This window comes from Neptuniibacter halophilus (assembly GCF_030295765.1).
GTDB lineage: Bacteria > Pseudomonadota > Gammaproteobacteria > Pseudomonadales > Balneatricaceae > Neptuniibacter > Neptuniibacter halophilus.
In genome coordinates this window covers 2,023,515-2,042,412 of the sequence record NZ_AP027292.1, presented here as the reverse complement: position 1 = coordinate 2,042,412, position 18,898 = coordinate 2,023,515, and the positions used below count along the sequence as shown (strand labels likewise).

Below are 18,898 nucleotides of genomic sequence, written 5' to 3'. Positions count from 1 at the left end.
ATTCCCACGCCGGCACTAAAAAGCCGGGCAGAAGCCCGGCTTGCAATCGATTTTATCAGCTCACTTAGCGTGGCTTAAACTGGCCATCATCTTCGTTGTGAAGAAAATCATCCTCTTCCTGCATCTGGAAGGACTGCTCTTCCATCTGGTCAGCCAGTTCCGGATTCGTATCCGCACTCAGCTTGATCAGCAGGCGCAGGTCGTTGGCAGAATCCGCATGGGCCAGCGCAACCTCGTAGGTAATAACGCCATCTTTATAGAGCTCAAACAGCGCCTGATCGAAGGTCTGCATCCCCAGGTTGGTGGATTTCTTCACTACCTCTTTGATCTCGTGCACTTCACCTTTACGGATCAGATCCTGAATCAGTGGGGTGTTGATCAGCACTTCGATGGCGGCACGACGGCCTTTACCATCTTTGGTCGGCAACAGTTGCTGGGCGATAATCGCCTTAAGGTTCAGCGACAGGTCCATCCATAGCTGGTCGTGATGCTCCGGCGGGAAGAAGCTGATTATACGGTCCAACGCCTGGTTGGCGTTGTTAGCGTGCAGGGTTGCCAGCGTAAGGTGGCCGGTCTCTGCGAATACAAGACCGTGCTGCATGGTGTCCTTGGTTCGGATCTCACCCATCAGGATGACGTCAGGCGCCTGACGCAGGGTGTTTTTCAAGGCCACTTCGAAGGATTCGGTATCAATCCCCACTTCACGCTGCGTGATAATACTCTGCTTGTGATCGTGTACGTACTCAATCGGGTCTTCAATGGTAATGATATGACCACGGTGATTGGTATTTCGGTAGTCGATCATGGATGCCAGTGAGGTCGATTTACCCGTCGAGGTTCCCCCCACAAACAGGATCAGACCACGCTTGGTCATCGAAAGATCACGCAGAATCGGCGGCAGATTCAGCTCTTCCAGACTGGGGATATAGTCACTGATTTTCCTCAGTACCATCCCTGCAGAGTTGCGCTGAAAAAATGCCGAGACACGAAATCGCCCTAGCCCTGGCGCGCTGATCGCGAAGTTACACTCATGAGTGCCTTCGAACTCGGCCAGTTGTTTGTCATTCATTGTGCTGTAAACCAGCGCCCGTGACTGGGAAGGTTTGAGAGTATCCTTGGTCAGAGGCTTCAGTGTTCCGTCCACTTTGATCGTCGGCCGGGCCCCGGCGGTCACAAACAAGTCGGATGCGTCCCGCTCCACCATCACTTTCAATAGTTGCGTAAAATCCACGCTTTTCTCCTACAACCGGTTTAGAACTGAGCCGGGTTCGCCGCCCGCTCACGCGCTGTATCCTTGGAAATCATGCCTTTCTGTAGCAGCTCCATCAGTGACTGATCCAGCGTTTTCATCCCGAATGAGGCACCGGTCTGAATGGCTGAATACATCTGTGCCACTTTATCTTCCCGGATCAGGTTTCGAATCGCCGGAGTACCGATCATGATCTCATGTGCTGCCACACGACCGCCATTAGGTTTTTTCAGCAGAGTCTGAGAGATAACACCCATCAATGATTCAGACAACATAGAACGAACCATCGCTTTCTCTGCTGCCGGGAATACGTCGATCACACGGTCAATGGTTTTTGCCGCTGAGGTGGTATGCAGGGTACCAAATACCAGGTGACCGGTTTCCGCCGCTGTCAGCGCCAAACGGATGGTTTCGAGGTCTCGCATCTCACCCACCAGAATAATATCCGGGTCTTCACGCAGGGCTGAACGCAGGGCGTTGGCAAAGCTGTGGGTATCACGGTGCACTTCACGCTGGTTCACCAGACATTTCTTACTTTCATGCACGAATTCGATCGGGTCTTCAATGGTCAGGATATGATCCGCACGAGTGTCATTGATGTAATCGATCATCGCCGCCAGCGTGGTACTCTTACCGGAACCGGTTGGCCCGGTCACCAGTACCAGTCCACGGGGTTTTTCCGACAGATCCTGAAACACTTTGCCCATACCCAGATCATCCAGCGTTAATACCTTGCTGGGGATGGTCCTGAATACGGCGCCGGCACCACGGTTCTGGTTAAAGGCGTTAACACGGAAACGGGCCAGACCCGGCACCTCGAACGAGAAATCCGTCTCGAGCACTTCCTCGTACTCTTTACGCTGTTTATCGTTCATGATGTCATAAATCAGGGAGTGGACCTGTTTGTGATCCAGTGAAGGCAGTTTGATACGGCGAACATCCCCGTCAACACGGATGATAGGCGGCATTCCTGCGGTAATATGCAGGTCGGATGCGCCCTGCTGTACGGTGAATGATAAAAGTTCGGTAATATCCATAGCGATCCTGTAACCCGGTACTGCTTGCTTGTAGGATTAGTTCTAGCAGAATACCTGTTGCAATCCAATTGCCAAGGCGACAAATTAGTATGTCAATCATAGCAGAGAACCTTGATAAGGTTCGCCTCCAACTGGCGGATTCAGCCCGCCATTGTCAGCGCCAGCCGGAAGAGATTACCCTTCTGGCGGTCAGCAAGACCCGTCCGGCAGAAGATATCCGTGCCGCTTATGCGGTCGGCCAGTGTGATTTCGGTGAAAACTACCTGCAGGAAGCGTTGGAAAAAATACACCAACTCCATGATCTGAATATCTGCTGGCATTTCATCGGACCGCTGCAGTCCAACAAAACCCGCCCCGTAGCTGAGCACTTTCACTGGCTGCACACCGTAGACCGCCTCAAAATTGGTCAGCGCCTGTCAAAGCAGCGTCCTGAGGGAATGCCGCCACTGAATATCTGTATTCAGGTGAACATCAGCGACGAAGCGAGCAAAGCCGGCTGCAACCCGGAGGAGCTCCCGGAGCTGGTCTCTGCACTGAGTGGGCTGCCTAACATCCGGGTCCGGGGGCTGATGGCAATCCCGAAAGCCACCGACGACAGCAACGAACAAGCCGCAGCATTTAAGCGCATGAATAGTCTGCTGCTTGAATTACAGGCCGCTCACCCTCAGTTAGATACACTGTCTATGGGCATGTCGGGCGATATGCAGCCAGCAATCGAGCAGGGCTCCACCATCGTCCGTATAGGCACCGCGATTTTCGGTGCCAGGCCAGCCAGGCCGGCCTGACACCTGAACAGTAATGAAAGGAAACCATCGTGAATAAACAACCCGTTCTGGCATTTATCGGCGCAGGCAATATGGCTCGCGCAATCATCGGCGGCCTGATCAACAATGGCTACCCGGCAGAGAAAATCTGGGCCAGCGAACCCGATGCAGAACGTCTGCAGGATCTGCAGGCTCAGGGCCTGAAGACAACAACCGACAACAACGCCGCCGTAGCTTCTGCCGATGTTGTGATTCTGGCGGTCAAGCCACAGATCCTGAAACCGGTCTGTCTGGCGATGGCCGACGCGGTTCAGACACATCAGCCGCTGATCGTGTCTGTGGCCGCAGGTATTATGAGCAGCAGCATGCAACACTGGCTCGGCGGTAACCCGGCGATCGTTCGCTGTATGCCTAACACCCCGGCTCTGGTTCAGACCGGCGCCAACGGCCTGTTCGGTAACGCGCAGGTCACTGCCGAACAACGCCAGCAGGCTGAAACTGTCTTGCAGGCAACCGGCCTTACCCTGTGGGTAGAAACTGAAGAGCAACTGGATGCTGTTACCGCCGTATCCGGCTCAGGCCCGGCTTATTACTTCCTGATGATGGAAGCGATGATTGCGGCCGGCAAAAAGCTGGGGCTGACCGAAGAGGTGGCCACCCAACTGACGTTACAGACAGCACTAGGCGCCGCAAAAATGGCACAGGCCAGCGATGTGGATCCAGCCGAGCTTCGTCGCCGGGTTACCTCGCCTAACGGCACCACCGAACAGGCGATCAACTGCTTTGTCGAAGGTGGCCTGCCCGCGCTGGTTGAAGAAGCGATGCAGCGCTGCAATGATCGTTCGGAAGAACTGGCAGCAGAACTGGGTAAAGACTAAGCGTCACTCTCCGCCCGGTCAGGGGGTTGGGCACAACTTCCTGGCCGAAAGGTTCACCCGGCACCAACTAGGCTCTATACTTCTGGGTTGAACCTAACAGGGTTTTGCCAACTTTTCAGTCACATAGGAATGACCATGGCTCAGGATCCCATCGTTCTGATTATCCGCATGCTGGGTGAGATGTACGCGTTTATTGTCATCATGCGTTTTCTCCTGCAGATCTCCCATGCCGATTATTACAATCCGATCTCTCAGGCGATTGCCCGCCTGACCAATGTACCGGTACTGGCGATCAGCCGCGCGGTGCCAAGGGTAGGTCGCATTGACCTGTCAGCACTGCTCTACGCCATTGGCATTAAACTGGTGGTACTGCTGCTGATCGTGCTGGCTTCCGGCATGGCAATGCCCAACCTGCTGCAGTTGCTGATGCTGGCACTGGTAGGAATACTCGATGCCATCCTCACCATCTATTTCTGGGCCGTACTCGGCTCTGTGATTATCAGTTGGGTGGCTCCGGGTAGTTATCATCCGGGCCCGCAGCTTATCCAGCAGGTAACCGAGCCGCTGTTCAGCCTCGCGCGCAAAGTGATTCCACCGATTGGCGGGCTGGATCTGTCACCGATTCTGATCTTCATCGTGATCCAGTTGATCCAGTCGCAACTGGGCCGGTTGCTGTTCTGATATGCCCTGGTTTCAATGGCAGTCGGGGGATCTTATTCTCGACTGCCACCTGCAACCTAAAGCCAGCAAAGATGAGTTTTGCGGCGATCACGGCGACAGCCTGAAGATCAGAATTACCGCGCCGCCAGTCGACGGTAAAGCCAACGCCCATCTGGTGAAATATCTTGCCAAACAGTTCGGCGTGGCTAAAAATGCAGTTACTATTGTCAAAGGCGAGCTTGCCAGACAAAAACGCGTTAAGATAACGCAACCGGTTAAGATACCCGAATCACTGAATATTGAGATTCCCTGACGTGACAGTTACTACCCACATTTCTCTCGGTCGCGTGCTCATCTTCTACGAGATGTGAAGCTCGACTCCCCTGTGCCCGGTGCACTGCTTCATCTGCCACACACCAGCCTTTACTGTTTGAGTCGAGTTGAGAGATGCCTGCTGTAATTCCTGAAGATTCCGTTGGAATCGTAGAACCACAGAAAATTGAATTTAACCAGCCGCTGCAATTGCAGTGCGGCCGTGTTCTGAACAACTACCACCTGATGGTGGAGACCTATGGCGAACTGAACGCCAACCGCTCCAATGCCATTCTTATCTGCCACGCGCTGTCCGGCAACCACCACGTTGCGGGTTATCACAGCGCAGACGATAAAAAGCCCGGTTGGTGGGATTCAGCCATCGGCCCCGGCAAAGCCATTGATACCAATAAGTTTTTTGTTATCGGCCTGAACAATCTGGGCGGCTGCCATGGCTCCAGCGGACCAAATCAGATCAACCCTGAAACCGGAAAGCCCTTCGGGCCGGACTTTCCTATCGTCACCGTCAATGACTGGGTCGAAAGCCAGGCGCGTCTGGCCGATTACTTTGGCATCGACCAGTTTGCCGCTATCATCGGTGGCAGCCTCGGTGGCATGCAGGCGCTGCAATGGTCGATCAACTACCCGGACCGTCTGCGCCACTGCATGGTGATCGCGGCAGCCCCAAAACTGTCGGCACAGAATATCGCCTTCAACGAGGTGGCGCGTCAGGCGATCAGTCAGGACTCACAGTTCTACAACGGCCATTATTACGAACAGGACGAAGTACCCCGCGTTGGTCTGATGCTGGCGCGCATGCTCGGCCATATCACCTACCTCTCCGATGACGGCATGCGCAGCAAATTCGGCCGTGAACTGCGCGCCGGGCAGATCAGCTACGACTTCACCCCTCAATTCGAGGTGGAATCCTATCTGCGCTATCAGGGTGAACGCTTCTCTACCACCTTCGACGCCAACACCTACCTGCTGATGACCAAGGCTCTGGACTACTTTGATCCGGCGGCGGCAACGGAGGGTGATCTGCCTGCCATCCTGCAACAGGCCCGGGCTAAGTTTATGGTGATCTCGTTCACCACTGACTGGCGCTTCTCACCGGAGCGCTCCCGGGAGATCGTCGATGCACTGGTAGAAGCCGACAAACAGGTCAGCTATGCCGAGATTGAAGCAGCCCACGGGCATGATGCTTTCCTGATTCCGATTCCCCGCTATCTGGATGTTTTCAGTGCCTATATGCAACGGGTTGAGGCGGATACCCAGGCCCTGTCTGACAAGGAGAACCACTGATGCGTGCGGACTTAGACCTGATTAAAGAGTGGGTTGAGCCGGGTAGCCGGGTGCTCGACCTCTGTTGTGGTGACGGCGAACTGCTGCACCATCTGCAAAACCATAAGAATGCCAGCGGTTACGGCCTTGAGATCGGCCCGGAAAACATCACCGCATGCATTCGCAAAGGCGTTAACGTCATCGAGAAAGATATCGAGGAGGGGCTGGCCTCCATCAAGGATAACACCTTTGATACGGTGATCATGACGCAAGCTATCCAGATCATGATGCGCCCGGATGAAATCGTCGACGAGATGCTGCGAATCGGTAAGGAGTGCATCGTTACCTTCCCGAATTTCGGCCACTGGCGCGCCCGTGGCTATCTGGCGTTTCGCGGTAAAATGCCGGTCTCCAAGTTCCTGCCCTATACTTGGTATAACACGCCAAACACCCATTTCTGTACCTTCAAGGATTTTGAGCGCCTCTGCGTAGAGCGCAATATCTATATCATGGAGCGTACCGTGGTGGATAACGAACACCAACACCGGTGGTGGATTCACCTCTGGCCGAATATGCTGGGCGAGATTGCCATCTACCGGATTACCAAATAAGCGAGGCAGATCATGAATCGGATAACAACATGGATTTCAGCCGCTCTGATCGCAGCAGTCAGTCTGCTCAGCCAGCCACTGCTGGCCGAACAGCTTGTCGCCCATGGCGAATACGAAATTCATTACAACGCGTTTAACAGCACTTTTATACAGCCGGATGTCGCGCAGAAGGTCGGGATTTCGCGCAGTAAACGGAAAGCGCTGGTAAACGTCTCTGTACTGAAAGTAAACGGTGATCAGAAAACCGCTGTAAGCGCCGTGGTAACAGGCAAAGCAACCAACCTGATTCAGCAGTCCCAGGAGATCCGCTTTAACAAAGTGGATGAAGGTGACGCCATCTACTATCTAGGCGAATTCGGTTTTACCGACGATCAGGTGATTCGACTGGCACTGGAAGTTCAGCCTGATCCTAATCAGCCGGCATTCAATGTAGCCTTCGAACAGAAGTTCTACGAAGAGTAAGTAAGCGATCACTAAACATAAAAGGCGCACAGCTCCGTGCGCCTTTTTTCATTCAGAACCCTCGGGAAACCACAGATGATTACTCAGGTCGTATTAGCCAGCGGCAATAAAGGCAAACTCAAGGAGTTTAATCAGGTCCTTGCGGATCTTAAGGTCACGGTCCTGCCACAGTCCGATTTTAATGTGGGCGATGTCGAAGAAACCGGCCTGAGCTTTGTCGAAAACGCACTGATTAAGGCCCGTCATGCGGCAGAAGTTACCGGCCTTCCCGCGCTGGCGGATGACTCCGGGCTCGAGGTGGACGCACTGCAGGGCGCTCCGGGAATCTACTCTGCCCGTTTTGCAGGTGCTGGCGCCTCTGATGCCGACAACAACCGCCTGCTTCTGGAGAAACTGGCCGGTCTGCCAGCGGCCGAGCGCAGTGCCCGTTTCCGCTGTGTACTGGTGTTTATGCGCCATGCAAACGACCCCACCCCGCTGATCTGTCAGGGCAGCTGGGAAGGTCAGATTCTTGAGGCGCCAAGTGGTGAAAACGGGTTTGGCTACGACCCCCTGTTCTGGATTCCTGAGCTGGAAAAAGCCTCTGCAGAACTGGCACCAGAGCAGAAAAACCAGCTCAGCCATCGCGGCAAAGCGGTCGCTCAGCTTAAGCAGCTTATTGCACCCTACCTGAAGTAAGTTATGTCGCTGCAACTGCCCCCTCTTGCCCTGTATATCCACGTACCCTGGTGTGTGCGTAAGTGCCCCTACTGCGACTTTAACTCTCACGCCCAGCGGGGAGAGTTGCCCGAAGCCGAGTATATCGCCTGCCTGCTGGAGGATCTGAAGGCAGAGGCGGAACTGGCTCAGGGCCGTAATATCAGCACCATTTTCATTGGCGGCGGCACCCCAAGCCTGTTCTCTGCGGATAATTACAAACAGTTGCTGCAGCAAATTGATCGCATAGTTCCGATTGAGGCCGATGCAGAGATCACCCTTGAAGCGAACCCCGGAACCTTTGAGCAGGAGAAATTCCGGGGCTATCGGGAAGCGGGGATTAACCGCCTCTCCATCGGCATCCAGAGTTTCGGTGACCACCAGTTGCAGGCGCTGGGCCGGATACACTCCTCGGCAGACGCCATTCAGGCCGCAGAGCTGGCGCGGGAACTGTTTCCGCGACTCAATCTGGATCTGATGCACGGCCTTCCCGGTCAGGATCAGGCCGGAGCGATGCACGATCTGCAACAGGCGATCGCCCTGCAACCTGACCACCTGTCGTGGTACCAGTTAACGATCGAACCCAATACCGAATTTCACGCCAGACCACCGCAACTACCGGTGGATGACACCCTCTGGGCCATTCAGGAACGGGGACAGGCATTGCTGGCCGAGCAGGGTTATCAACAGTATGAGATCTCCGCTTACGCCCAGTCGGAAAAAGACCGGTCGCGACATAATCTGAACTACTGGCAGTTTGGTGACTATCTGGGGATCGGCGCCGGTGCCCATGGCAAAATCACATTGTCAGAGCAGGACCGGATGATCCGCCGCTGGAAGCAGAAACAACCGAAAGCCTATATGGACCCGCAGCGCCGTCTCGGCGGTGAAACCGAACTGCCAACCGAAGAGCGGGCTTTTGAGTTTATGCTCAACGCCCTGCGGCTGTATCAGGGGGTTCCCGCTGAACTGTTTTCCCAACGCACCGGCTTATCACTCGAATCAATCCGCGAGGAGCTGACTCAGGCGCGCCGGCAGGGGCTGCTCACAGCAGACACCCGCTACCTCCGCCCCAGCGAGAAAGGCCGCTTATTCCTCAATGATCTGTTATCCATCTTCTTAATTTAATTGAATAAACTTTCCTAATCGCCGTTTATGTATTAGTTTTGAAGTAGTGCATATGCACAATCCGCAGGCAAAGGATTGCTACCGTCACTTAATTGAGACCGAGATACTTCACCATGACGATCAAAGCAAAGCTTTCCTGTCTGATCCTTGTGACTATTATTGCCATCGGGGCCGTCTATTCATTCCTGCATTTTGCCCTCGACAGTGTGGGTCGCCTCAAAGACGCCCAGACCACCGTCAGCGAGCTGGAAAGCAGCATGCTGACCCTGCGTCGCCACGAGAAAGACTTCCTTGCCCGGGACGACAGCAAGTACCTGGGCCGTTTCGATGAAACCGTCGACACCTTCCATAACCAATTGATGCATCTGGCTAATCTGCTGGAGCAATCCGGTATTGATAACAGCCAGCTTGAATCTCTGGATCAGGTACTCCTTCAGTATCAGAGCCACTTCAAAGCGGTTGCCAATACCAAAGCCGAGATCGGCCTGACCCATGAAGAGGGGCTGCGCGGCAACCTGCGTAAAGCCGTGCAGGGCGCGGAAGGTAAAGTGAATGAACTGGGCTATCACCAGTTGGTCTCCGGCATTCTGCAGCTACGCCGTAATGAAAAAGACTTCCTCCTGCGCAAGGATCTGAAATACCGGGAAAAATTCGAGAAGAACTTCAGCAAACTGGATAACGACATTGCACAGGTCATCGGCGATCCCAATCTGGCAAAAGAAACCAAAGCCCTGCTGAAAATCTACCGCGAAGGCTTCCTCGCACTGGTCGGTCATTACGAAAAACTCGGCCTGAGCAGCAAAGAGGGCCTGTTCGGCCAGATGCGTAGCACCATCCATCAATCTGAAACCCTGCTGGCAGAGCAGGAACAGGTGATCGGAGAGCGCCTGAAACAGGAAACGGACAATATTTTGCTGTTTTCTGCCGCTAAGTCTCTGGTATTGGCGGTCGTTATCGCGCTGATTGCCTTCTGGATCGCCCGGAATATAACCTCCCGTGTCGATTCGCTAAAGAATGTGATGAGCTCAGCCCGGGATGATAAAGACCTGACCCTGCGCTACCCGATCACCTCCAATGATGAACTGAGCGATATGGGCCGCAGTTTTAACAGCATGATGGAGGAGTTCCAGTCGCTGCTGGATGATGTCAGTAAATCCTCCCTCTCCCTCAGTTCCTCTGCGGAAGAGGTATCGGCCATTGCTGCGGATACCTCGAAAGGCCTTGAGGACCAGAAACATGAGGTAAGTCAGGTATCTTCAGCCGTCCGTGAAATGAAGAACGCCATGCATGAGATCTCTCATAATACGGATCTCACCGCACAGACCGCTACCAGCTCTCAGGCCAGTGCTAACGAAGGTCAGGCGATTATTAATCAGACCATCGGTAATATTAACCAACTGGCAGAAGAAGCGAATCAGAGTACGCAGGCTGTACAATTACTGGAAGAGAACAGTAACCGTATCGGCACCGTACTGGATGTGATCAAGACCATTGCCGAACAGACCAATCTGCTGGCACTGAATGCTTCTATCGAAGCCGCCCGTGCCGGAGAACAGGGCCGGGGCTTCTCGGTTGTTGCGGATGAGGTCCGGGCGCTGGCCGGTCGCAGCCAGTCATCGGCCACTGAAATTGAAGAGATGGTCAACGCCCTGCAGCAACAGACGGAACAGGTATCCGGCCTGATGCAGCGAAGCGTGGAACTGAGCACCCGCAGCGCAGAAGAAGCCAGCGGCACTATCAGTGCACTGGCGAAAATCAACGAAGACGCCAACAGCATTGTCGATATGACCACTCAGGTCGCCTCGGCCATTGAAGAGCAGGCCGCTGTAGCCAGCGAGATTGACCTGAACGCCGAGCGGATTCAGGCGATTGTTGAGGTGGCAAACGAACAGGTTGGTCAGAATGCGATGGCCAGTGAAGAAGTGGCTCAGCAGGCCGCAAATCTGCGAGAGATTGTCAGCCGCTTCAAGCTGCACTGACAACCACACACACGCCTAGAGGGTGACCCGTCGCTGCGCTGTCTGCCGGATCTTTTCGACCAGATCCGGCAGGCGGCTGAGGCAATCAGTCTGTTCTGTTGCTTCGGCGCAGGTACCCGCGCCTGAAAGATCAATCCAGATAGTCCAGATTCCAAGCGCAGCCGCGCCCTGAATATCGTGTTCCGGGTTATCGCCCACATGGACTACCTGCTCCGGGCGCAGACCGGTATGCTCCAGCATCTGCAGGAACATCAGAGGGTGGGGCTTCATCTGACCAACATCATCCGCCTTAAACTGGAAATCGAACAGATCACCCAGGCCAACCCGCTGTACATCCGCATTGCCGTTACTCAATGCGCCCAACTGATAACCGGCGTCTTTCAACGCCTGCAGTGTTTCGCGGGCATGCTCAAAGAACACCACCTCCTGACGCGCCTGAATAAACACGGAAAACGCCTGTTCAGTCAGACGCTCAACCTGCTCCGCCGTGTAGCCTGCCGCCCGGAGGCCATGGCGAAGCTGGGCCTGACGAATCAGGGTGACACTGTGACCAATCTCCGGCGCTTCTTCCAGTACAGCATGGCGCAGCTGGGGCAGATCTTTAATCTGATATAACCGGGTAAAGGCCGGTGCGTTTTCTGTCAGCCATTCGAACATCGTCTGATTGGCGTGAGTGATCACCGGATCAACCGCCCAGAGCGTGTCATCGAGATCAAAGGTAATACAACGAATCATTACTTATCCTTTTTTTGCGCCCGGGGATGCGCACCGGAGTAAACCTGCATCAGGTGCTGAAAATCGAGGTGGGTATAGATCTGGGTGGTGGATATATCTTCATGCCCCAGTAACTCCTGCACTGCACGCAGGTCACCACTGGATTCCAGCATATGACTGGCGAAGCTGTGACGCAACCGGTGCGGGTGCACCCGACCGGTGATTCCCAGCCTTTTGCCCCAGTATTCCATCCGTTGCTGCACAGTACGCACACTGATCCGACCACCCCGGCTGCTGACAAACAACGCAGGTTGAGTGTAATCGGCCAGCTGGTCCCGGTAATCAAACCAGCGATCCAGCGCCTGCAGGGCTTTACGCCCCACCGGCAACTCCCGTTCTTTATTACCTTTACCCAGCACCCGCAGACTGTGCTCTGCCAGTTCCAGATTCTGCATATCCAACCCGACCAGTTCAGATACACGCAGACCGGAGGAGTAGATCAGCTCCATAATCGCCAGATCACGGGCGGAGAGGGCGTCAGACACCGGAATATCCAGCAGTCGGGTGATCTGATCTGTATCCAGTGTGTTGGGGAGTTTACGCGAGGCTTTCGGTGCCTGCACCGCCTCGGCCGGGTTCTGTTCCACCCATTGTTCCCGGGCGAGAAAACGGTAGAAGCTGCGTACCGCTGAAAGGGTACGCTGAATGCTTTTTCCTGCCAGCCCCTGTCGGTGGATCTGTGCCGCAAACTGGCGCACATGGCGGGCGCTGACATCAGCCCATTGCGCCAGACGGTGCTCTTCGACAAATTCGAGGAAGCGCAGCAGGTCCCGGCTGTAGTTGTTCAGGGTATGAGGGGAAAGCTGCCGCTCTGTTGCCAGATAGTGCAGAAACTGCTCAAGCTGCGCCTCTTTCACACCCGCGACACCGGTTTGTTCAGCGCGCCGGCTGACGAAGAATCCGGCTGACCACCCGGCTCAGCACTTCGCCTACATAGCTCAGCAGTACCGTGCCCTGACTACTGGTGAAGTAGTTCGGGTCAAAACTGCCTATCGCCAGAAGGCCCAGTGTTTCACCCTGAACCAGCGGTACCACCGCGGCAGACTGCACCTTGACCGCCTGGTCGGCGAAAATGAACTGATTTTCGGCATCATTAAGACGACCACAGCTCGGCAGATTAGTCCCGATCAGGCTGTTCACCGCTTCGGCATCTTCACGCAGCATCAGACGCAGGTTATTCACATCCATCGACTTACTGGTAAACAGGATCAGCGCGGTACTGTCACTGGCAAAGTCCTGACACAGGCTTTCATCGATAGCGATGGCGACATCATCCAGCGTTTCAGCTTCCAGCAGGGCCAGTACCATCCGTTTGGTTTTCTCAAACTGCAGATCGTTGTGACGGGCGATATCAATCAGATCAGACAGATGCGCCGTCAGATTCTGATTCTTTTCCCGGAGCAGACTGGTCTGGCGCTCAATCAGCGATACCGCGCGACCGGTTTCGTGCGGTACCTGCAGTTTCTCCAGCAGTTTACTGTTGCGGGTAAAAAAGTCACTGTGTTCCAGCAGGTAAGCCGCTACCTGCGCTTCTGTCAGCCGATCCATTGTTGCATCGCTCATACAAAAATCTGTCCTTCGTATACGGTTGTTGCCGGCCCGGTCATGATCACCGGATGACCGTCACCCTGCCATTCGATCTGCAGATCACCACCCGGAAGATGCACCGTTACCGGCATATCCAGCTCGCCACGCAGTTTACCCGCGACCACCGCAGCACAGGCTCCGGTACCACAGGCAATGGTCTCACCCACACCACGCTCAAACACCCGCAGATTGATCTCATTGCGAGAAATCACCTGCATAAAGCCAATATTAGCCCGCGCCGGAAATCGCTCGTGGGATTCCAGCACCGGCCCAAGGCTTTCGACCGGCGCGGTTGCGGTATCCTCCACCAGCAGAACCCCATGCGGATTGCCCATAGACACCGCACTGAGTTCAACCGTTTGCATCTGCCCGTTCAGCGCTACCTGCAGTGGATAAACCGCTGCCTGCTGATCAGCCACAAAGGGAACCTCTGCTGGCGTCAGGATCGGCTCACCCATATTGACCTCAACCCGCTTGTCCTCATGGATCTTCAGGGTCATGCGACCATTACTGGTCTGTACCCGGACCTGAGATTTGCCGGTCAGGCGCTTATCACGGACAAACTTGGCGAAACAACGGGCACCGTTACCGCAGTTTTCCACCTCGGAACCATCCTGATTGAAAATCCGGTAGCGGAAATCAACATCCGGTTCAGAAGGTGGCTCAACAATCAGTAACTGATCGAACCCTACACCGAAATTGCGGTCACCGAGCTTTTTCACCAGCTTCGGCGTCACTTTTACCCGCTGGGTCACCAGATCCAGCACCATAAAATCATTACCGAGGCCGTGCATTTTGGTAAAGCGAACTAGCATGGACCTATCCTTATCGATCTTTCGGCAGCAACTGCTCGCCTTTCACCAGATCAGCCAGAGTCTCACGCTTGCGGATCAGGTAATGCTTATTGTCATCTACCATCACCTCGGCCGGACGACCACGGCTGTTGTAGTTAGATGCCATAACAAAGCCATAGGCACCGGCAGAGCAGACCGCCAGCAGATCACCCGGCTCCAGATTCAACGAGCGATCTTTGCCCAGAAAATCACCGGTTTCACACACCGGACCGACCAGATCCCATGATTCTTCAGACCCGGTTTCCCGCAGCATCACCGGAATAATTTCCTGATAGGCGCTGTACAGTGATGGCCGGATCAGGTCGTTCATGGCACCATCAATAATGGCAAAGTTTTTCTCACCGGAACGCTTCAGAAACTCAACCCGGGTCAGCATCACACCCGCATTCGCGGCAATAGAACGGCCCGGTTCAAAGATCAGCTCCAGATCACGGCCTTCGAGCTTTTTCAGCACTTCAGCGATGTATGCCTGCGGTGTCGGCGGCGTTTCATCGGTGTAGCACACACCCAGTCCGCCACCCAGATCCAGATGCTTGATATGAATGCCCTGCTCAGCCAGTTGATCCACCAGCACCAACAGGCGATCCAGTGCATCAAGGAATGGCGCCACTTCGGTCAGTTGGCTGCCGATATGGCAATCCATCCCGACCACGCTGACATTGGCCATTTCGGCCGCACGACCGTAGATACGCAGCGCCTCATCAATGGCGATACCAAATTTGTTCTCTTTCAGGCCGGTGGAGATGTAAGGGTGGGTACCTGCATCCACGTCCGGATTAACACGGAAGGAGATCGCAGCGACTTTGCCTTCTTCTGCCGCTACCTGATTAATCCGCTCCAGCTCCGCTTCCGATTCAATATTGAAGCAACGGATGCCCGCTTCCAGCGCGCGGCTAATCTCATGGGGCTGTTTACCCACACCGGAAAACACCACTTTATCTGCGTCACCACCCGCGCGCAGAACACGCTCCAGCTCACCGATAGAAACAATATCAAACCCCGCACCCAGGCGCGCCAGCACATTCAGCACAGCCAGATTGGAGTTGGCTTTCACGGCAAAACAAACCAGAGAACTGGTGCCTTCCAGCGCTTCAGCATAGGCCAGATAAGCACGCTCCAGCGCATCCCGGGAATAAACATAGGTCGGGGTGCCAAACTCTTCTGCGATTTTTGCCAGAGCAACTTCTTCGCAGCATAACTGGCCGTTTCTGTATTCAAATGTATCCATCAGTGATCTCTTAAATTCTGCTTACTTCTGCTGCGTGTTTTGCTGCTCTTCACCATCCGGAAGGTAGAGCGGTCCTTTCTGTCCACAACCGGCCAACATAACCAGGCTGAACAGCATTAAAATTCCAATACGCTTAGTCTGTGTTTTCACAGCAAATAATCCCCGCAAAACGGTTGAATCCACGGATTATACCTGTATCCGGAGCAATTCTTAAAAACGTTTTTCAGAAACCCGCCCGACAACACCAGCTCGACCCGCAGAAGAGGGAATGATAAGCATTCTTCGGCTTTTTCCGTTTGCTTGCTATACTCTGCGGCCTGAATGGTTTTTTATGACCCGCAGGGTCGGAGAGATAGATGACTGAGAGCGAATTTAACGATCGGGTAGACCAGACTCTGGAGCAAATCGAGGAGATTCTGGACGATGCCGAAACCGATATTGACGTCCAGCTGGGTGGCGGCATCCTGACCATTATCTGCGAGAATCGCTCACAGCTGATCTTTACCCGTCAGGCCCCGGTTAAACAGCTATGGCTGGCTACCAAGAGTGGCGGTTTCCACTTTGATTACGATACTGATCAGGCAGGCTGGGTGCTGGACAGCGATGGCCAGCCCCTCGGCCCGTTCCTGAAGAAAGCCTTTGCCGATCAGGCAGGCGAATCCCTAGAATTTGATCTGACAGGAGCCTGAGCGCATGTCTTTTGCTAATGCCCTGCAACGCCATTTTGATACCTTTAACCAACTGAACAGCCTTGAAGCGGGAAGTCAGTTGCTGGCCGATCAGATTGAACAATGCTTCAACAACGGCGGCAAACTGATCTTTATGGGTAACGGTGGCAGCGCCGCCGACAGCCAGCATCTGGCCGCTGAGTTTGTTGTTCGCTACAAAGCAGAACGCCGCCCGCTGGCTGCCATTGCGCTGACGGTAGACAGCTCAATTCTCACCGCCCACAGTAACGATTACAGCTATGACTCAGTATTCACCCGACAGATGCTGGCACTGGCTAAAGCAGAAGATCTGGTGATCGGTATCTCAACCTCAGGCAACAGCGCCAACGTGATTGACGCGATCGAAGCAGCCAAACAGATCGGCTGCACCACCTGGGCCTGGACCGGTTCCCACGGCGGCAAACTGAATGACATTGCGGATCATCTGATCCGGGTACCTTCAGACGAAACTGCGCGCATTCAGGAAGCGCATATTTTTGTCGGCCACTGGCTGTGCGAAGAGATGGACCGCCGCCTGTCCGGCGAAGGCTGATTCAACGCCGGATACACACCGCTTCAACCAGGGCGTAAAGTCTCTCTAATGCGCCCTGGTTCTGCATCACAAAGTCATAGCCTTTCTCACCCTGTGCCCGGGCTGTCGAAGCATCGGCCAGCAACTCTGCGCAGCGTTGATAAAGCGCTTTTTCATCGGCTACCACGCTCAGGCCACCGGCTTGCGCTAACTGCTCACAGATCTGCTGAAAATTAAAAAAGTGTGGCCCCATCAGCACCGGCTTTTTCAGCACAGCCGGCTCGAGCGGGTTATGCCCTCCCCGCTCAATCAGACTCCCGCCAACAAAGGCGATATCCGCTGCCGCCAGCAGCTTCATTAACTCGCCCATGGTATCTCCCAGATATACCTGAGTGGTCGAAGCTGGCTGCTGCCCCAGACTGCGACGGGCCATTTTCAGCCCCGCCGCTTTAACCAGTTCAGCCACCGGGCCAAACCGCTCCGGGTGTCTGGGCACCAGAACCAGAAGCAGCTCAGGATGATCACTCAGCAACCCCTTATAGAGCTCCACCAGCGCCTGCTCTTCACCCTCATGGGTGCTGGCACCGATCAGCACCGGGCGCTGCGCCCCCCAGAGCTCGCGCAACCCATACGCCAGACGCTCAGAGCCTTCCGGGACGCTGATGTCGAATTTAATCGAACCGGTCACCTGCAGATGTTCCGGCGCCAGCCCCAGCTCAACAAAGCGCTGTCCGTCGGTCGCATTTTGCGCAGCGATCAGCTCCACCTGCTGCAGCATGGCCGCCGCCATTTTGGCAAAACGGGCATAGCCTCTGGCCGATCGTGCCGACAGTCGCGCGTTGGCCACCAGCACCGGCACCCTGCTGCGATAACACTGATCGACCAGATTAGGCCATAACTCAGTTTCAACAATGACGCAGGCCTGCGGCTTCACATGATTGAGAAAACGCTTCAGCGCACAGGGCAGATCGTAAGGACAATAATAGTGCTGAACGCTATCACCGAAGCTGGCCCTGACTCGCTCCGCACCGGTAGGCGTCATCGTGGTCATCACAATCGGCAACTGCGGATAACGCGCCTGAATCAGCTTAACCAGCGGTACAATCGCCAGCGTTTCGCCCACAGAAACCGCATGAATCCACAGCGGCTGAGCATTCGTCAAAGGATCTGACTGATAAACACCGAGCCGCTCCTGCCAACGCTCCCGGTAAGCCGGCGCTTTCCGCCCGCGCAACCACAGCCGCAACAGAATAACCGGCAGGGCAAGGTAGAACAGAGCGGTGTATAACCAACGTGGCATCAGGTTTAAACCTTATACTTACGGTAGGAGTATTGAGCTGCATAGCGCGCCGTTTTTATCCCTACGATGCCATCCAGATACGCTTGCTTCACAAAATACCACTTCCAGAAGGCCGCAATCGCACTGGCAATCGCGCGCGGCGTCGAATTTTTTCTTGGCGCAGAGCCTGATTTCAAACGGCGCACATAGGCATCCAGTTTCCGGTCCATCGCTTCCTGAGTTTCAAAAGTGTGGTGATCAACTTCACCGGCAAGGATAAAATCCTGATCAAAACCGATGACCTTATCGTCCACCACACTGTCATTGAAGCGACACTGCTTCCGGTTGAAGAAACGCACCACATAATCCGGACTGGAGCATGGATACATGGCATGTACCTTACGCCCCAACACATACCAGTTTCGCTTGATCCGCCCTGCCTGACCTGTCTGTTCCGGGTCAAAACTTTTCAGCAAGCCCTGTAATTCCAGAATAAACTGATCATCAGGAATCTCATCACTGTCCATACAGAGGACCCAGTCGTGACTGGCCTGATCTATCGCATAATTCATCTGATCAGAATGACACTGATACGGACGGTCAATTCGGCGCACATTGCCCTGTTCAGACGCCTTGTGGATTATATCCAGCGTACGGTCACTACTGCCGGAATCAACCACCACCATCTCAGCATTCAGCTTTAACAATTGGTCCAGTAGCGGCTTGAGAGTTTTATCGCTATTAAAAGTGAGGACGCAGATAGAAATTTGCATAGTTGGGATCACGAAAAACAGATATCAGGATTATCGGCCTATTCTAACAGCCGCTCAGGGATATGTCGGTAGCTGAATGGGCAGCCTTTGTCGCGCAAACGGAC

General features: G+C 54.5%; 22 protein-coding genes. 12 read left to right on the top strand and 10 right to left on the bottom strand.

Annotated elements, in window-relative coordinates; genetic code table 11:
* Positions 1-64: 64 nt before the first annotated feature.
* Both QUD59_RS09425 and QUD59_RS09420 read right to left on the bottom strand, forming a co-directional pair.
* On the bottom strand, positions 65-1,231 hold the full coding sequence (locus QUD59_RS09425) for a PilT/PilU family type 4a pilus ATPase (RefSeq protein WP_286236663.1): 1,167 nt from the start codon (positions 1,229-1,231) through the stop codon (positions 65-67).
* A gap of 20 nt (positions 1,232-1,251) precedes the next feature.
* A complete protein-coding gene (locus QUD59_RS09420) occupies positions 1,252-2,286 on the bottom strand; it encodes a type IV pilus twitching motility protein PilT (protein WP_286236662.1) in 1,035 nt (344 codons plus the stop codon).
* Between the two features lie 89 nt (positions 2,287-2,375).
* Between QUD59_RS09420 and QUD59_RS09415 the strand changes: the two genes are divergently transcribed.
* From QUD59_RS09415 to QUD59_RS09370, 10 genes are all read left to right on the top strand, one after another.
* Complete coding sequence (locus tag QUD59_RS09415; protein WP_286236660.1) at positions 2,376-3,071, top strand: YggS family pyridoxal phosphate-dependent enzyme; 696 nt, start codon at positions 2,376-2,378, stop codon at positions 3,069-3,071.
* A 29-nt stretch (positions 3,072-3,100) separates the two neighbouring features.
* Positions 3,101-3,928, top strand: a complete 828-nt coding sequence (proC, locus tag QUD59_RS09410; protein ID WP_286236658.1) for a pyrroline-5-carboxylate reductase — start codon at positions 3,101-3,103, stop codon at positions 3,926-3,928.
* 135 nt (positions 3,929-4,063) lie between these two features.
* Positions 4,064-4,609, top strand: coding sequence for a YggT family protein (locus QUD59_RS09405; RefSeq protein ID WP_286236657.1), 546 nt, complete (start codon positions 4,064-4,066; stop codon positions 4,607-4,609).
* 1 nt (position 4,610) lies between these two features.
* On the top strand, positions 4,611-4,901 hold the full coding sequence (locus tag QUD59_RS09400) for a DUF167 domain-containing protein (RefSeq protein WP_286236656.1): 291 nt from the start codon (positions 4,611-4,613) through the stop codon (positions 4,899-4,901).
* A 134-nt stretch (positions 4,902-5,035) separates the two neighbouring features.
* Entirely contained in the window at positions 5,036-6,205 is a 1,170-nt protein-coding gene (metX, locus tag QUD59_RS09395; RefSeq protein ID WP_286236655.1) for a homoserine O-succinyltransferase MetX, read from the top strand.
* Positions 6,205-6,795 (top strand): methionine biosynthesis protein MetW, encoded by a 591-nt coding sequence (metW, locus tag QUD59_RS09390; protein ID WP_286236654.1) that lies wholly within the window; start codon positions 6,205-6,207, stop codon positions 6,793-6,795. Before metX ends, metW begins: the two co-directional genes overlap by 1 nt.
* A 12-nt stretch (positions 6,796-6,807) precedes the next feature.
* Positions 6,808-7,257, top strand: coding sequence for a DUF4426 domain-containing protein (locus tag QUD59_RS09385; RefSeq protein ID WP_286236653.1), 450 nt, complete (start codon positions 6,808-6,810; stop codon positions 7,255-7,257).
* 75 nt (positions 7,258-7,332) lie between these two features.
* A complete protein-coding gene (locus QUD59_RS09380) occupies positions 7,333-7,935 on the top strand; it encodes an XTP/dITP diphosphatase (RefSeq protein WP_286236652.1) in 603 nt (200 codons plus the stop codon).
* A gap of 3 nt (positions 7,936-7,938) precedes the next feature.
* Positions 7,939-9,081 (top strand): radical SAM family heme chaperone HemW, encoded by a 1,143-nt coding sequence (gene hemW, locus QUD59_RS09375; RefSeq protein ID WP_286236650.1) that lies wholly within the window; start codon positions 7,939-7,941, stop codon positions 9,079-9,081.
* A gap of 113 nt (positions 9,082-9,194) precedes the next feature.
* Positions 9,195-11,060, top strand: coding sequence for a methyl-accepting chemotaxis protein (locus QUD59_RS09370; protein ID WP_286236649.1), 1,866 nt, complete (start codon positions 9,195-9,197; stop codon positions 11,058-11,060).
* A 15-nt stretch (positions 11,061-11,075) separates the two neighbouring features.
* Here the strand turns inward: QUD59_RS09370 and QUD59_RS09365 are convergent, their stop codons facing one another.
* The 6 genes from QUD59_RS09365 to lptM are packed head-to-tail and all read right to left on the bottom strand — an operon-like array spanning position 11,076 to position 15,653.
* Positions 11,076-11,795 carry an HAD family hydrolase gene (locus QUD59_RS09365; protein ID WP_286236648.1) on the bottom strand — a complete coding sequence of 240 codons (720 nt, stop codon included), beginning with the start codon at positions 11,793-11,795 and terminating at the stop codon, positions 11,076-11,078.
* Positions 11,795-12,691, bottom strand: coding sequence for a tyrosine recombinase XerC (gene xerC / locus QUD59_RS09360; protein ID WP_286236647.1), 897 nt, complete (start codon positions 12,689-12,691; stop codon positions 11,795-11,797). Before xerC ends, QUD59_RS09365 begins: the two co-directional genes overlap by 1 nt.
* A gap of 19 nt (positions 12,692-12,710) precedes the next feature.
* Positions 12,711-13,397 carry a DUF484 family protein gene (locus QUD59_RS09355; protein ID WP_286236646.1) on the bottom strand — a complete coding sequence of 229 codons (687 nt, stop codon included), beginning with the start codon at positions 13,395-13,397 and terminating at the stop codon, positions 12,711-12,713.
* Positions 13,394-14,236, bottom strand: coding sequence for a diaminopimelate epimerase (dapF, locus tag QUD59_RS09350; protein ID WP_286236645.1), 843 nt, complete (start codon positions 14,234-14,236; stop codon positions 13,394-13,396). Before dapF ends, QUD59_RS09355 begins: the two co-directional genes overlap by 4 nt.
* Before the next feature lie 10 nt (positions 14,237-14,246).
* The gene (gene lysA, locus QUD59_RS09345) at positions 14,247-15,503 is read right to left on the bottom strand and encodes a diaminopimelate decarboxylase (protein ID WP_286236644.1); all 1,257 of its coding nucleotides are present in this window, start codon (positions 15,501-15,503) and stop codon (positions 14,247-14,249) included.
* 21 nt (positions 15,504-15,524) lie between these two features.
* Positions 15,525-15,653, bottom strand: a complete 129-nt coding sequence (gene lptM / locus QUD59_RS09340) for an LPS translocon maturation chaperone LptM (RefSeq protein ID WP_434025556.1) — start codon at positions 15,651-15,653, stop codon at positions 15,525-15,527.
* 206 nt (positions 15,654-15,859) lie between these two features.
* Here lptM and cyaY point away from each other — a divergent pair, with 206 nt between their 5' ends.
* On the top strand, positions 15,860-16,192 hold the full coding sequence (cyaY, locus tag QUD59_RS09335; protein ID WP_286236643.1) for an iron donor protein CyaY: 333 nt from the start codon (positions 15,860-15,862) through the stop codon (positions 16,190-16,192).
* A 4-nt stretch (positions 16,193-16,196) separates the two neighbouring features.
* The gene (locus QUD59_RS09330; protein ID WP_286236642.1) at positions 16,197-16,763 is read left to right on the top strand and encodes a D-sedoheptulose-7-phosphate isomerase; all 567 of its coding nucleotides are present in this window, start codon (positions 16,197-16,199) and stop codon (positions 16,761-16,763) included.
* A 1-nt stretch (position 16,764) separates the two neighbouring features.
* Here the strand turns inward: QUD59_RS09330 and waaA are convergent, their stop codons facing one another.
* The gene (gene waaA / locus QUD59_RS09325) at positions 16,765-18,042 is read right to left on the bottom strand and encodes a lipid IV(A) 3-deoxy-D-manno-octulosonic acid transferase (RefSeq protein WP_286236641.1); all 1,278 of its coding nucleotides are present in this window, start codon (positions 18,040-18,042) and stop codon (positions 16,765-16,767) included.
* Between the two features lie 5 nt (positions 18,043-18,047).
* On the bottom strand, positions 18,048-18,794 hold the full coding sequence (locus QUD59_RS09320) for a glycosyltransferase family 2 protein (RefSeq protein ID WP_286236639.1): 747 nt from the start codon (positions 18,792-18,794) through the stop codon (positions 18,048-18,050).
* Positions 18,795-18,898: the final 104 nt, after the last annotated feature.

Bases quoted from the DNA above. Each gene is read 5' to 3' on its own strand.
- lysA (WP_286236644.1), bottom strand. From the start codon at position 15,503: ATGGATACATTTGAATACAGAAACGGCCAGTTATGCTGCGAAGAAGTT.
- QUD59_RS09330 (WP_286236642.1), top strand. From the start codon at position 16,197: ATGTCTTTTGCTAATGCCCTGCAACGCCATTTTGATACCTTTAACCAA.
- dapF (WP_286236645.1), bottom strand. From the start codon at position 14,236: ATGCTAGTTCGCTTTACCAAAATGCACGGCCTCGGTAATGATTTTATG.
- QUD59_RS09365 (WP_286236648.1), bottom strand. From the start codon at position 11,795: ATGATTCGTTGTATTACCTTTGATCTCGATGACACGCTCTGGGCGGTT.
- QUD59_RS09415 (WP_286236660.1), top strand. From the start codon at position 2,376: ATGTCAATCATAGCAGAGAACCTTGATAAGGTTCGCCTCCAACTGGCG.
- hemW (WP_286236650.1), top strand. From the start codon at position 7,939: ATGTCGCTGCAACTGCCCCCTCTTGCCCTGTATATCCACGTACCCTGG.
- QUD59_RS09420 (WP_286236662.1), bottom strand. From the start codon at position 2,286: ATGGATATTACCGAACTTTTATCATTCACCGTACAGCAGGGCGCATCC.
- waaA (WP_286236641.1), bottom strand. From the start codon at position 18,042: ATGCCACGTTGGTTATACACCGCTCTGTTCTACCTTGCCCTGCCGGTT.
- QUD59_RS09370 (WP_286236649.1), top strand. From the start codon at position 9,195: ATGACGATCAAAGCAAAGCTTTCCTGTCTGATCCTTGTGACTATTATT.
- QUD59_RS09400 (WP_286236656.1), top strand. From the start codon at position 4,611: ATGCCCTGGTTTCAATGGCAGTCGGGGGATCTTATTCTCGACTGCCAC.
- QUD59_RS09405 (WP_286236657.1), top strand. From the start codon at position 4,064: ATGGCTCAGGATCCCATCGTTCTGATTATCCGCATGCTGGGTGAGATG.
- QUD59_RS09355 (WP_286236646.1), bottom strand. From the start codon at position 13,397: ATGAGCGATGCAACAATGGATCGGCTGACAGAAGCGCAGGTAGCGGCT.
- QUD59_RS09380 (WP_286236652.1), top strand. From the start codon at position 7,333: ATGATTACTCAGGTCGTATTAGCCAGCGGCAATAAAGGCAAACTCAAG.
- metW (WP_286236654.1), top strand. From the start codon at position 6,205: ATGCGTGCGGACTTAGACCTGATTAAAGAGTGGGTTGAGCCGGGTAGC.
- metX (WP_286236655.1), top strand. From the start codon at position 5,036: ATGCCTGCTGTAATTCCTGAAGATTCCGTTGGAATCGTAGAACCACAG.
- QUD59_RS09320 (WP_286236639.1), bottom strand. From the start codon at position 18,794: ATGCAAATTTCTATCTGCGTCCTCACTTTTAATAGCGATAAAACTCTC.
- QUD59_RS09385 (WP_286236653.1), top strand. From the start codon at position 6,808: ATGAATCGGATAACAACATGGATTTCAGCCGCTCTGATCGCAGCAGTC.
- cyaY (WP_286236643.1), top strand. From the start codon at position 15,860: ATGACTGAGAGCGAATTTAACGATCGGGTAGACCAGACTCTGGAGCAA.